This window comes from Streptomyces sp. ISL-10 (assembly GCF_018614575.1).
In the GTDB taxonomy this organism is placed as follows: domain Bacteria; phylum Actinomycetota; class Actinomycetes; order Streptomycetales; family Streptomycetaceae; genus Streptomyces.
The window spans coordinates 542925-555588 of record NZ_JAGGOJ010000011.1 but is presented as its reverse complement, the minus strand read 5'-3'; the positions used below and the strand labels follow the sequence as shown (position 1 = coordinate 555588).

General features: G+C 73.4%; 11 protein-coding genes. 7 read left to right on the top strand and 4 right to left on the bottom strand.

Annotation, left to right across the window (positions count from 1 at the left end; all coding sequences use genetic code 11):
• The first annotated feature begins 188 nt into the window (after positions 1-188).
• From J7E88_RS15155 to J7E88_RS15125, 7 genes are all read left to right on the top strand, one after another.
• Complete coding sequence (locus J7E88_RS15155; RefSeq protein ID WP_251022582.1) at positions 189-1241, top strand: ADP-ribosylglycohydrolase family protein; 1053 nt, start codon at positions 189-191, stop codon at positions 1239-1241.
• Positions 1238-2449 (top strand): ADP-ribosylglycohydrolase family protein, encoded by a 1212-nt coding sequence (locus J7E88_RS15150; protein WP_215181113.1) that lies wholly within the window; start codon positions 1238-1240, stop codon positions 2447-2449. The genes J7E88_RS15155 and J7E88_RS15150 overlap by 4 nt, the downstream gene beginning before the upstream one ends.
• Positions 2450-2524: 75 nt before the next feature.
• A complete protein-coding gene (locus J7E88_RS15145; RefSeq protein WP_215181111.1) occupies positions 2525-3751 on the top strand; it encodes an ADP-ribosylglycohydrolase family protein in 1227 nt (408 codons plus the stop codon).
• Positions 3748-5370 (top strand): ADP-ribosylglycohydrolase family protein, encoded by a 1623-nt coding sequence (locus tag J7E88_RS15140; protein ID WP_215181109.1) that lies wholly within the window; start codon positions 3748-3750, stop codon positions 5368-5370. The genes J7E88_RS15145 and J7E88_RS15140 overlap by 4 nt, the downstream gene beginning before the upstream one ends.
• Positions 5367-6254, top strand: coding sequence for a ribokinase (gene rbsK, locus J7E88_RS15135; RefSeq protein ID WP_215181107.1), 888 nt, complete (start codon positions 5367-5369; stop codon positions 6252-6254). The genes J7E88_RS15140 and rbsK overlap by 4 nt, the downstream gene beginning before the upstream one ends.
• The gene (locus tag J7E88_RS15130) at positions 6251-7465 is read left to right on the top strand and encodes a CaiB/BaiF CoA-transferase family protein (RefSeq protein ID WP_215181105.1); all 1215 of its coding nucleotides are present in this window, start codon (positions 6251-6253) and stop codon (positions 7463-7465) included. The genes rbsK and J7E88_RS15130 overlap by 4 nt, the downstream gene beginning before the upstream one ends.
• A complete protein-coding gene (locus tag J7E88_RS15125; RefSeq protein WP_215181103.1) occupies positions 7462-8265 on the top strand; it encodes a CoA ester lyase in 804 nt (267 codons plus the stop codon). Before J7E88_RS15130 ends, J7E88_RS15125 begins: the two co-directional genes overlap by 4 nt.
• A gap of 217 nt (positions 8266-8482) precedes the next feature.
• On the opposite strand, the gene lgt is transcribed toward J7E88_RS15125, so the two are convergent.
• The 4 genes from lgt to trpB all read right to left on the bottom strand — a co-directional run bounded on the left by lgt (position 8483) and on the right by trpB (position 12594).
• Positions 8483-9451: a prolipoprotein diacylglyceryl transferase gene (lgt, locus tag J7E88_RS15120; protein WP_215181101.1), complete on the bottom strand. Its 969-nt coding sequence runs from the start codon at positions 9449-9451 to the stop codon at positions 8483-8485.
• A gap of 126 nt (positions 9452-9577) precedes the next feature.
• Positions 9578-10426 carry a thioredoxin domain-containing protein gene (locus tag J7E88_RS15115; protein WP_308307501.1) on the bottom strand — a complete coding sequence of 283 codons (849 nt, stop codon included), beginning with the start codon at positions 10424-10426 and terminating at the stop codon, positions 9578-9580.
• A 63-nt stretch (positions 10427-10489) separates the two neighbouring features.
• Positions 10490-11305, bottom strand: a complete 816-nt coding sequence (gene trpA / locus J7E88_RS15110; protein WP_215181097.1) for a tryptophan synthase subunit alpha — start codon at positions 11303-11305, stop codon at positions 10490-10492.
• Positions 11302-12594 (bottom strand): tryptophan synthase subunit beta, encoded by a 1293-nt coding sequence (gene trpB, locus J7E88_RS15105; protein WP_215181095.1) that lies wholly within the window; start codon positions 12592-12594, stop codon positions 11302-11304. Before trpB ends, trpA begins: the two co-directional genes overlap by 4 nt.
• Positions 12595-12664 lie beyond the last annotated feature (70 nt).

Here is a 12664-nt window from a genome sequence, read left to right as displayed (position 1 = left end):
GCGGGCCCGCTCCCCCTCGATCCCTCGAAAATACGCACCACGTAAGGGGCGCGCCAGCAAGGCAGGCCGTACTTACCTACCAGGGAGCGGTGCAGCGAGCCGGGTGACAGAAACGTTTCTTTGGCTGTTTCGCGGGCGGCGCGTGGCACATATCCGGGAACAGGCTCGCGCGCGCGAAAGGGCCCCTCATGGAGTTGCTGACCGAGACGTCCACAGCCTCGGCGTCCGGGGAACGGACGCCCGCCGCCGACGCCCTCCCCCGCGCCGCGGACGTCCACGACCGGGCGAGGGGCGCGCTGCTCGGCCTCGCGGTCGGCGACGCGCTCGGCGCGCCCGCCGAGAACCTGCGGCCCTCCGAGATCCGCCGCCGCTGGGGCCGTATCGAGGGCTTCGTCAGCGACGATCCCGCGGGGACGGACGACACCGAGTACGCGATCTTCTCGGGCCTGCTCCTCGCCCGGCACGGTTCAAAGCTGACCGTCGCGCATGTCGAGTCGGCGTGGCACGAGTGGATCGCGGACCTGGACGAGGGCCCCTTCCGCGGCGCGGGCTTCAGCGAGCGCGGCACGCTGGAGAACCTCCGCCGCGGCCTCGCCGCCCCGATCTCGGCGCAGCACCGGCACGCATGGAGCGACGGCCTGGCGATGCGGGCGGCCCCGTTCGGCGTCTTCGCGGCCGGGCAGCCGGAGGAGGCAGCCCGGCTGGTGACGATCGACGGCAGCGTCAGCCACGACGGCGAGGGCATCTACGGCGGCCGCGCGGTCGCGGCCGGGGTCGCGGCGGCGATGGGCGGCGCGGGGCCGGCCGGGGTGATCGGCGCGGCGCTGTCGGTGGTGCCGATGGACTCGTGGACGGCCCGCTCGATGCGCCGCGCGGTGGTGGCGGCGGGCCGCGCCTACCCGGACGTCCTCACCATGGAACGCGCGATCCGCTCGACCGTGGTGATCGGCGGCTATCCCTGGACGGACCTGGCACCGGAGGCGGTGGGTCTGGCCTTCGGCGCGTTCGCGGCGGCCCGCGGAGACTTCCGCGGCTCGGTGCTCACGGCGGTGAACATGGGCCGCGACGCGGACACGACCGCGGCGGTGGCGGGGGCGCTGTCGGGAGCGGTGTCCGGGGCGCGGGCGATCCCGGACGCATGGGCGTCGGCGATCGGCCCGGTCCGCGGCAGCTGCCTCCCGTCGATGCGCGGCCACCACGTCCTGGACGTGGCCACGCTCCTGACCCCCATCCCGCGATGACGCCCCCACCCCCCGAGGGCCTGCCCACGACCGACGCGACCCCTCCCCACGCGCCCCCGCCCCAGGAGACCGGGGCCGGGCCTCCTGCCCGTACGAAGGCGACGCCACCGGGCCCGGAACGGGCGGTCGAGGGGCTGCTGCTCGGGCTCGCCGCAGGCGACGCCGCCGGCTGGCCCGCCGCGCGGCATCGCGCCGGCCGCATGCCCGAGTGGACCCGGCGGCTCACCCGGGAGCTCGACACCTTCGCCGAGCACAACGCCACCACCACCCTCCCCGTGCCCATCGCCCTCAACCAGCCCCCGGAACCCCTCCGGCTCGGTCCGTCCGACGACGCCGAGTGGGCCGCGTTCGCCGCCGGGACCGTGCTCACCGCCTCCGGCGACCACTTCCGCGGCCTCGCACCCGGCCGCCGGGTGCGCGCCGCCGTGGACCTGGCCTGGAACTCCCTCGCCAGCCAGGTCGCCGCGGCCGCCGACCGCGCCCCCGAGGTCGAGTCCGCCGTGCTCCCCCTGCGCGCCCGCATCTCCGTACGCGCCGGACTGGGCAACCTCGCGACCGGGCTGCGCCCGCCCGCCACCGGCCACGACAATCCGCACTACTTCGACGACGCGGCCTGCGTACGGGCCGCCGTACTCGCCGTCGTGCATCCCGGCGACCCGGCCGCGGCCGCCGAACTCGCCGAGTTCGACGCCCGCTACACCCAGGACGGCGACGGAGTGCACGGCGCGCGTGCCATGGCCGCCGCCGTGGCCGCGGCGCTCGGCGGCGCGTCCGTCGACGACACCGTCGAGACCGCACTGGCCCAGCTTCCCGAGTCCACGGAGATCGGCCGCAACGCGCGCCACGCCGTCGCACTCGCCCGCGGCGCCGAAGGGGCGTTCGAGCTTGTGCCCCTGCTGGAGCATCAGATCGTCGACCACGTGTACAGCTACGGCATCGCCGCAGCCGAGACCGTCCCCATCGCACTCGCCGTCACCATCGCCGCCCGCGGCCGGGTCGCCGAGGCGGTGCCCGCGGCCGCGTGTCTCTCCCGGGTCGCCGACTCCGCGCCCGCGCTGGCCGGCGCGCTGACCGGCGTCCTCGGCGGCGGCGACGCCGTGCCCGGCACCTGGCGCGAGTCCTGCCGCATCCTCGCGGGCTGCGCCCTGCCCCATCTCGCCGGGACGGACCTCGTCGACCTCGCCGGCCTGCTCGCGGACACGCTGTAGGGCAGCCGAGGGGCCACGGTCGAATCCGGGCGCGCGGTACGCCGTCAACCGCCACCCCAAGGGAACAATCGGGGCATGACGACAGCGACGGCGAACACGGCGGCGAGCGCGGCGAGCACGACGAACACGTCGACGGCAGAGCGTACGACTCCCCCGCCCCCCTCACTCGACGACCGCTTCCGGGGCAGCCTCGTGGGCGCCGCCGTCGGCGACGCTCTCGGCGGCCCCGTCGAGGGCTACACACCGGAACAGATCGTCGAGCGGCACGGCGGCCGCGTCGAAGGCATCGTCGGCCCCTGGAACGGCGACGAATGGCGCACCGCGCGCCCGCTCGCCCCTTACCACAAGGGCAACGGCCACATCACCGACGACACGTTGATGACCCATGCCCTGGTCCGCGTCTACGCCACCGTCCGCGACCATCTGGACGCCTACGCCGTCGCCGACCACCTCGTCCCGGACCTGATCTCCAACACCCGCTGGATCCCCGAACTGGAGGCAGAGGCCCTCCCCCTGCACCGGGTCTTCCTGGCCGAGAAGTGGATCGTCCACCGCCTGTACTACGGGCACAACGACCCGCGCGAGGCGGGCGTCGGCAACATCGTCAACTGCGGTGCCGCGATGTACATGGCACCGGTCGGCCTCGTCAACGCCGCCGACCCGACGGCCGCGTACCACGAGGCCCTCGACATCGCCGGCGCGCACCAGTCCTCGTACGGCCGCGAGGCGGCCGGCGTCTTCGCGGCGGCGGTCGCCGCGGCCTGCCTTCCTCAGTCGACGCCCGCCACCGTGGTGGACGCGGCGCTCGCCCTCGCCAAGGACGGCACACAGGCCGCGATCGAGGCCGTCGCCGAAGCGGCCGCCCATCACTCGGACTTCGAGTCCGCGCTCGGCCCGCTGCGGGCCGCGGTGGCACCGTTCGACACGGTCGGTCCCGACTACCGCGCCCCGTCGCTGGGGGCGCGGCGGCCCTCGCGACTGCACTCGATCGAGGAGTTGCCCATCGCCCTCGGCATGCTGCTGGTCGGTGACGGCGACTTCCGGCGTACGGTCCTGTCCTGCGTCAACTACGGGCGCGACTGCGACTCGATCGCGACGATGGCCGGAGCGATCGTGGGAGCCCTGCACGGCGAGGGGGCCGTACCGCAGGAGTGGACGGAGCGGGTTGCCGAGGCGAGCCGGGTCGATCTGCGCGCGCCCGCCGTGGAGCTGACGGCCGTGGCGCGGGAGATCCACGCCCGGGACCTGGCGCGCCGCCGCGCCCACGAGGCGGCGTTCGCCGAGCTGACGGACGCCCGATGACCAGCCTGTTGCGCCTGACCTGGGTGCAGCCGGAGGACCTCGTCGGCCACGAGCTCCGGCAGGCGGAGCAGGACGGCCGCGACGCTACGGCCGTGCGCGACCGCTGGCTGGCCGCCGGCGGCAGATACGCCCCGCCCCGCGCGGGCGCTTCCCCGGATCCGCCGCGCCCGGAGCTGCGGGCGCTCGCCGAAGAGCTGCTCGACGAACTGGCCGCGCTGTCCTCCCCGTTGGCAGCCGACGAGCCGACGGACTGGCCGTCGATCGTCGCGGCCTGCCCTCAGTGGCCGTCGCCCCCGCGGCACGGCCCTGACCGCCACCGGGCCCCGGCCGCCGACCCGGGCCCCGGGGCCCGGGACAGCGCGCCCCCTGCCGCGAGCGCCGTGCGGTCGGCGCCGGCCGTCGCACACGGCCGTCCGGGCGACCCGGCGCCCGCCGAACGCCTGTCGTCGCCCGCGGAGCCGCATTCCCCGCAGTGGGAACCGGATGTCCACGCTCACGGCACGCGGCTCGCGGCCGCCGGGCCCGAGGGGCGCATTCCCGGCGCGTCCCGGCCCCCTGACGAGTCCCTGCTGCACGCCCTGCATGCCGCATGGCTCGGCCGTGCCGTCGGGTGCCTGCTCGGCAAGCCCGTCGAGAAGCTGCCCCTCCAGGCCATCCGCGCCATCGGCCGCGCCACCGGGAACTGGCCCCCCACCGCCTACTTCACGGCCAAGGGCCTGCCTGCCGAACTCGCCGCCGCCCACCCGTGGAACCGGCGCAGCGCAGCCACGTCGCTCGCCGAGAACATCGACGGCATGCCCGAGGACGACGACCTGAACTATCCCCTCCTCGCCCTCGTCCTCCTCCAGCGCCACGGCCGTGCGTTCACCACAGCGCAGGTCGGCGCCCTGTGGCTGGACGAACTCCCCGCCGGGCGGACCTTCACCGCCGAACGCATCGCCTACCGCAACCTCCTCTCCGGCATCGAGCCCCCGCTCACCGCCACCCATCGCAACCCCTTCCGCGAATGGATCGGCGCCTCGATCCGGGCCGACCTGCACGGCTGGACCAACCCCGGCGATCCGGCCGCCGCGGCCGAGCAGGCTTACCGCGACGCCGTGCTCACCCACACCGCGAACGGCGTCTACAGCGCGATGTTCACCGCCGGCGCCATCGCGACGGCGGCCGGCGGCACCACCGATGTGCACGAGGCGATCGCCACCGGCCTGACCGTCGTACCGACCGGCTCCCGCCTCGCCCGCGCCGTACGCTTCGGCGTCGAAGCGGCCCGCTCGGAGGCCGACTTCGACCGCGCCGTCGACCGCGTGCACGCCGCCTACGGCGCGTACCACTGGGTGCACGCCCTGCCCAACGCCGCCCTGCTCGCCGCCGCACTCACCCATGCCGACGGCGACTTCACCGGCACCGTCTGCCGTGCCGTCTCCGGCGGGCTCGACACCGACTCGGGCGGTGCGACGGCCGGTTCGCTCGCCGGGCTGCTGGCCGGCCACCCCGGGAGGCTGCCGGACCACTGGACGGCCCCGCTGAAGAACCGGCTGTCCACCTCCGTCGCCGGATTCGACGGCGCCGGCTTCGACACCCTGGCCCGTCTCACGCTGAAGGAGGCACTCCGCCCATGACCGGCATCGTGGTGCTCGGCAGCACCAACATGGACCTCGTCGCCTATGTCGCGCACGCCCCCGAGCGCGGAGAGACCGTCACGGGACGGGAGTTCCGTACGGTCCCCGGTGGCAAGGGCGCGAACCAGGCCGTGGCCGCCGCCCGCGCGGGCGGTGACGTCACCATGATCGGCGCCGTGGGGTCCGACGACTTCGGCGCCGTGCTCCGTCACACCCTCGACGCGTCGGGCGTCGACACCGATCTGCTGCGCACCGCGGAAGGCCCCTCCGGCACCGCGCACATCGTCGTCGACGACGAGGGCGGGAACTCCATCGTCGTCATCCCCGGCGCCAACGGCACCGTGACCGGTCTGTCACCCGGCGACGAAGCCCTCATCGCCACCGCCGACCTCCTCCTGCTACAGCTCGAACTGCCGCTCAGCGCCGTGCTCAACGGCGCCGAGGCCGCTCACCGGCATGCCGTACGCACCGTGCTCACCCCCTCTCCCGCGCAGCCACTGCCGCCCGAACTCCTCGCCGTCACCGGCCTGCTGGTCCCCAACGAGCACGAGGCGGCCACCCTCACCGGAGTCGCCGACCCGCACGGCGCGGCCGAAGCCCTGCTGCGACAGGTCCCCGAAGTCGTCATCACCCTCGGCGCCGCGGGCTGTCTGTACGCCGCCCGCGACACCGAACCCGTCACCGTGCCCGCACCCCAGGTCGCCGCCGTGGACACCACCGCGGCCGGCGACACCTTCGTCGGCACCCTCGCCGTCGCCCTCGGGGAAGGAAAACCGGTCCCCGAGGCCCTGGCGTGGGCCTCCACCGCCGCCGCCCTGTCCGTCCAACGCCCAGGAGCGTCCACCTCCATGCCCTACCGCCCCGAGATCGACGCCGCCTCATGACCCCCTCTCCCACGCCGGACACCCCGCCCGCCCCCCTGACCGGACTCCGCGTCCTCGACCTCGCGACCCTCTTCGCCGGTCCGCTGTGCGCCACCCTGCTCGGCGACTTCGGCGCCGAGGTCATCAAGGTCGAGCACCCCACCCGCCCCGATCCGTCCCGCGGCCACGGGCCCGCCAAGGACGGCGTCGGGCTGTGGTGGAAGGTCCTCGGCCGCAACAAGCGCAATGTCACCCTCGATCTGTCCACACCCGGCGGCCGGGCCACGCTGCTGCGCCTCGCGACGACGGCCGACGTGGTCGTCGAGAACTTCCGCCCGGGCACCCTGGAGAAGTGGGGCCTCGGCTGGGAGGAGCTGAGCGCGGCCAACCCCCGTCTCGTCCTCACCCGGATCACGGGCTTCGGCCAGTTCGGGCCGTACTCGCAGCGGCCCGGGTTCGGGACGCTCGCGGAGGCGATGAGCGGATTCGCCGCCGCCACCGGCGAGCCCGAAGGCCCGCCCACCCTGCCGCCCTTCGGTCTCGCCGACTCCGTCGCCGCGCTCGCCACCGCCTACGCCGTGATGACCGCGCTCGCCGCCCGCACCACCACCGGCCGGGGCCAGGTGGTCGACATGGCGATCATCGAACCCATCCTCGCCGTACTCGGACCGCAACTGCTCTGGTACGACCAGCTCGGCTACGTCCAGCCGCGCACCGGCAACCGGTCCCGCAACAACGCTCCCCGCAACATCTACCGCACGGCCGACGGCAGTTGGCTCGCCGTCTCCACCTCCGCCCAGTCCGTCGCCGAACGGGTGATGCACCTGGTCGGCCGCCCCGAGCTGATCGACGAGCCCTGGTTCGCCACCGGCCACGGCCGCGCCGAGCACGCCGACCTGCTCGACGAGGCGGTCGGCGGATGGATCGCACAGCACACCCGCACCGACGCCGTGGCCGCGTTCGAAAAAGCCGAGGCGGCGATCGCTCCGGTCTACGACGTCCGCGACATCGTCGCCGACCCCCAGTACCAGGCGCTCGGGACGATCACCGAGGTCCCCGACCCCGAGCTGGGCCCGCTGCGCATGCAGAACGTCCTCTTCCGGCTCTCCGAGACTCCTGGCGCCATCCGCTGGGCCGGCCGCCCGCACGGCGCCGACACCGAAGAGGTGCTCTCCGAACTGGGTCTCACCCCGGCCGACATCGCCGCACTGCGCACCGAAGGAGCTCTATGACCTTCCCCCTGACCTGGCTCTATGCCCCCGGTGACCGCCCCGACGTCGTGCACAAGGCCATTGCCTCCGGCGCCGACGTCGTCATCGTCGACCTCGAGGACGCGGTGGCCCAGGGCCGCAAGGAATACGCTCTTGCCGCCACGGCCGAACTGCTCTCCTCCCACCTGCCCCTGCCGGTCCATGTCCGCATCAACTCCCCCCTGGACATCGAGACCCTCACAGGGCTGCCAGGTCTGACAGCGCTGCGTGTTCCCAAGGTCGCATACGCCACTGACATTCAGCAGATCGCGGCCGCGGCACCGGGCGTCCCCTTGTACGCGCTGCTGGAGTCGGCGCTCGCGGTCGAGCACGCTTACGCCATCGCCACCGCCCACAACGCCGTCCGAGGCATCGCCCTCGGCGAGTCCGATCTCCGCGCCGACCTGGGCGTGCGCGGCGACACCGGTCTCGACTGGCCGCGCACCCGCACGGTGGTCGCGGCCCGTGCGGCCGGGCTGGCGCCGCCGACGCAGTCCGTGTTCCCCGACATCCTCGACCTCGACGCGCTGCACGCGTCGTGCGCCCACGGCCGCTCCATCGGCTTCCTCGGCCGCGCGGCCATCCATCCCCGTCAGCTGCCGGTCATCGAGCGCGCCTACCGGCCGACTCCGCAGGAGATCGAAGCCGCCGAGGAGATCGTGAAGGCGGCCGCCGAGGACGAGGGCGCGATGGCCCTGCCGGACGGACGGTTCGTCGATGCGGCGGTCGTGGCGGCCGCACAGCGCACGCTCGACCTCGCCGCACGGGACTGGGAGCCCTGACACCCACCGCGCCCCGCCCGCTGCGCCCGCCACGCGGTGCGGCCGCACCGGGCAGCCGGCCCGGCAGGTGCGGACTCTGCGGCCCGCACGAGCCGGGCCCCCGGGAGTCGGAGCCTCAGGAGTCCGAGGCCGGTGCTTCGGGCCCGGGGACTCCGCTCCCGATACGCGAAGACCGCCGGAGGCGTCGCCTCCGGCGGTCTTCGCCACGGTTCTGCCCTCAGCCCTTGTCTGCCGATCTGGCGTCCCCGTCGGCGTCGGTGGCCGCATCGGGGTCGTGGGCCGCATCGGCAGCCGCGGCGCCGACGTCGTCGGTGTTCTCGGAGCTCTCCGCCTTCTCGGCGCTCTCGTCCCCGGCCTTCTTGGCGAGGTCCACCGCCGCGGGCTCCACGATCGCCTCACGGCCCGGGCGCAGCCGGGCCGAGACGACCATGTACACCACGGCCAGCAGGAAGACCACGATCGAGGTCCATACGTTCAGCCGCAGGCCCAGCACGTGATGCGCCTCGTCGACCCGCATGTACTCGATCCAGCCGCGGCCCACGCAGTAGGCGGCGACGTAGAGCGCGAACGCCCGGCCGTGGCCCAGCTTGAAGCGGCGGTCGGCCCAGATCACGAGCAGCGCGACGCCGATGCACCACAGGGACTCGTAGAGGAACGTCGGGTGGTAGAGGCCGGCCTCCCGGTTCGGGCCCTCGGTGATCTTCAGGGCCCAGGGCAGGTCGGTGGGCTTGCCGTAGAGCTCCTGGTTGAACCAGTTGCCCCAGCGGCCGATGGCCTGGGCGAAGGCGACCGCGGGGGCGAGGGCGTCGGCCCAGGCCGGAAGCGGAATACCCCGGCGGCGGCAGCCGATCCAGGCACCGACCGCGCCCAGCGCGATCGCCCCCCAGATACCGAGGCCGCCCTCCCAGATCTTGAATGCGTCGACCCAGTTCTCACCCTCGCTGAAGTACAGCTGGTAGTCGGTGATCACGTGGTAGAGCCGGCCGCCGACGAGGCCGAAGGGCACGGCCCAGACAGCGATGTCGGCGACGGTGCCGGCCTTGCCGCCCCGGGCGACCCAGCGCTTGTTGCCGTACCAGACGGCTACGAAGACGCCGATGATGATGCAGAAGGCATAGCCGCGCAGCGGGAGCGGTCCAAGATGGATCACTCCGGTCGACGGGCTGGGAATGTAGGCGATGTCCATGGCAGCCCCGACGCTACCGTGCCGGGTGGGACGTACGACAACCCACCCGGCAACGTCTGGGTAACAGGCCCCGGCCCCCGGCCGTCGCGCAACAAAGCGGACGCCGTGCCGGGGAAGCGGCGGTTGTCAGGACGACGACGCGCCCGCGGACCCGCCGACGCCCGCCGCGGGCCGCTGGGTGCCGGGCTTCTTGCCCTTGTTGGCCTCCTCGACCCACTTCTTGAAGTTGGCCACGGAGATCTGCTCCTTGCCCTTCGCCGGGAAGATCGACTCGCCGTTGAGCTGCACCGTCGGCGTGCCACCGAAGCCGCCTTTCTGGAACGCCTCGTTGGACTTCTTGACCCAGCCGTCGTGCCTGCCGCCCTCGACGCAGCTGCGGAAGGCGGGCGTGTCGAGGCCCTCGACCTCGCCGGCGAGGTCGATGAGTCTGTTGTTGTCCGCGAAGGCGTCGTCCGGCTCGGGCGGCTGATTCATGAAGAGCACGTCGTGGTATTCGGGGAACTTGCCGGCGTCCTGGGCGCAGGCCGCCGCGTTCGCCGCGCGCAGGGAGCCGCTGCCGCCCATGTTGCCGTCGATGAGGGTGGCGAGGTGGTACTCGGTCTTGATCTTGCCGGCCTTCTCCAGCTCGTGGATCGTCTCCCGCAGGGCGTTCTCGAACTGGGCGCAGGCCGGGCAGCGGAAGTCCTCCCACACCGTGAGGGTGGAGGGCGCATCGCTCGCGCCGACCGGGATCGCGAGCTGCTCCTCGCCCTCCGCCCCGCTCGGCGCCGAGAGCGGTCCGGTCTCCGACGCGCCGTCCCCGTCCTTGCCGGTGTTCGCCGCGATCAGGCCGACCACGGCGGCCAGGCCGAGGACTCCGACGACGGCCGCCGCCACGATCAGGGTCCGCCGGCGCTTCTCGCGCGCCTGGTCCCGCTTCCGTTCCTGCTGGAGCCGCTCGCGTGCGGTCCGCTTTCGTTCTTCGTTCTCGCTCACAATCCGCAAACGAACCGGGGAGGCGTCAGCACGCCTCCCCGGTCCCACATCCACCCGTACGAGCTACGCGCCGCCGCGCACACCCCGGGCAAGATCGCCCGCCAGTTCCCGTACGGCGTCGACGGCCGCGGCCTCGTCCGGGGCGTCGAGCATGCGCTTGACGAAGGCGGAGCCGACGATCACGCCGTCGGCGAACGAGGCGACCTCGGCCGCCTGGGCCGGGTTGGACACACCGAGTCCGACGCACACGGGCAGGTCCGTGGTGGCACGCGTGCGCGCCACCAGGTCCTGGGCCTGGGCGCCGACCGACTCACGCGTGCCCGTGACGCCCATCAGGGAGGCCGCGTAGACGAAGCCGGAACCGGCGGCCGTGATCTTGGCGAGCCGCTCGTCCCTGCTGCTCGGAGCGACGACGAAGACGGTGGCGAGACCGTGCTTCTCGGCGTGCTCCCTCCACAGGCCCGCCTCCTCGAACGGCAGGTCGGGCAGGATGCACCCGGCGCCGCCCGCGTCGGCGAGCTCGGCGGTGAACCGCTCGACGCCGTACCGGTCGATCGGATTCCAGTACGTCATCACCAGCACCGGCTTGCCCGTGGCCGCATGGGCCTCGCGGACCGTGCGCATCACATCGGCGATCCGGACGCCGCCGCGCAGGGCGATGTCGTCGGCGGTCTGGATGACCGGCCCGTCGAGGACGGGGTCGCTGTGCGGCAGTCCGACCTCGACGACGTCGGCGCCGCCGTCGAAGGCTGCCTTGACGGCCTCGATACCGAGGTCGACGGTCGGGAAACCGGCGGGCAGGTAGGCGATGAGCGCGGCCCGGCCCTCGTTCCTCGCCGCCGCGAGCGTGTCGCTCAGAAGCTGGATGGTGCCGCTCACTTCGCGTCCCCCTGGATCTCGGCGGCGCCGTCGTCGGCGGAGGCGTCGGCCTCGACCCGGGCGTCGGTGTCGTACAGCCCGAAGTAACGGGCGGCGGTGTCCATGTCCTTGTCGCCGCGGCCGGACAGATTGACCACGATCAGTCCGTCCTTGCCGAGCTCGCGGCCGACCTCGAGTGCACCGGCCAGCGCGTGCGCCGACTCGATGGCCGGGATGATGCCCTCGGTGCGGGACAGCAGGCGCAGCGCCTGCATGGCGGCGTCGTCGGTGACCGCGCGGTACTCGCCGCGGCCGGTGTCCTTGAGGTACGAGTGCTCGGGGCCGATGCCCGGGTAGTCGAGCCCGGCCGAGATGGAGTACGGCTCGGTGATCTGGCCCTCGTCGTCCTGGAGGACGTAGGAACGCGAGCCGTGCAGGATGCCGGGCTCGCCCGCGGTGAGGGTGGCCGCGTGCTCCCCGGTCTCGATGCCGTGTCCGGCGGGCTCGCAGCCGATCAGGCGGACGCCCGTGTCCGGGATGAAGGCGTGGAAGAGCCCGATCGCGTTCGACCCGCCGCCGACGCAGGCGACGGCGGCGTCCGGGAGGCGCCCGGCGCGCTCCAGGATCTGGCGCCTGGTCTCGACGCCGATGACGCGGTGGAAGTCGCGGACCATGGCGGGGAAGGGGTGCGGGCCGGCGACGGTGCCGAAGAGGTAGTGGGTGTGGTCGACGTTGGCGACCCAGTCGCGGAACGCCTCGTTGATGGCGTCCTTGAGGGTACGGCTGCCGGACTGCACGGCGACGACCTCGGCGCCGAGCATCCGCATGCGGGCGACGTTGAGTGCCTGCCGCCGGGTGTCGATCTCACCCATGTAGATGGTGCATTCGAGCCCGAACAGCGCGCAGGCGGTGGCCGTGGCCACACCGTGCTGACCGGCGCCGGTCTCGGCGATGACCCGCGTCTTGCCCATGCGCTTGGTGAGAAGGGCCTGGCCCAGCACATTGTTGATCTTGTGCGAGCCGGTGTGGTTGAGGTCCTCGCGCTTGAGGAAGAGGCGCGCTCCGCCGGCGTGCTCGGCGAACCGGGACACCTCGGTGAGGGCGCTGGGGCGGCCGGTGTAGTTGACCATGAGTTCGCCGAGTTCGGCGGCGAAGGCGGGATCCGACTTGGCCTTCTCGTACTCGACCGCGACCTCGTCGACGGCGGCGACGAGGGCTTCGGGGATGAACTTTCCGCCGAAGTCACCGAAGTAGCCCGCGGGGCTGGGGACCTGACCCTCGGGGTCGGGGATGAAGTAGTCGCTGGACATGGCGACGATGCTCCTTGTTTCAGGGCGTTTCAGGGCGGGGCCCCGGATGTGGGTGTGCAGGACGTCGGGC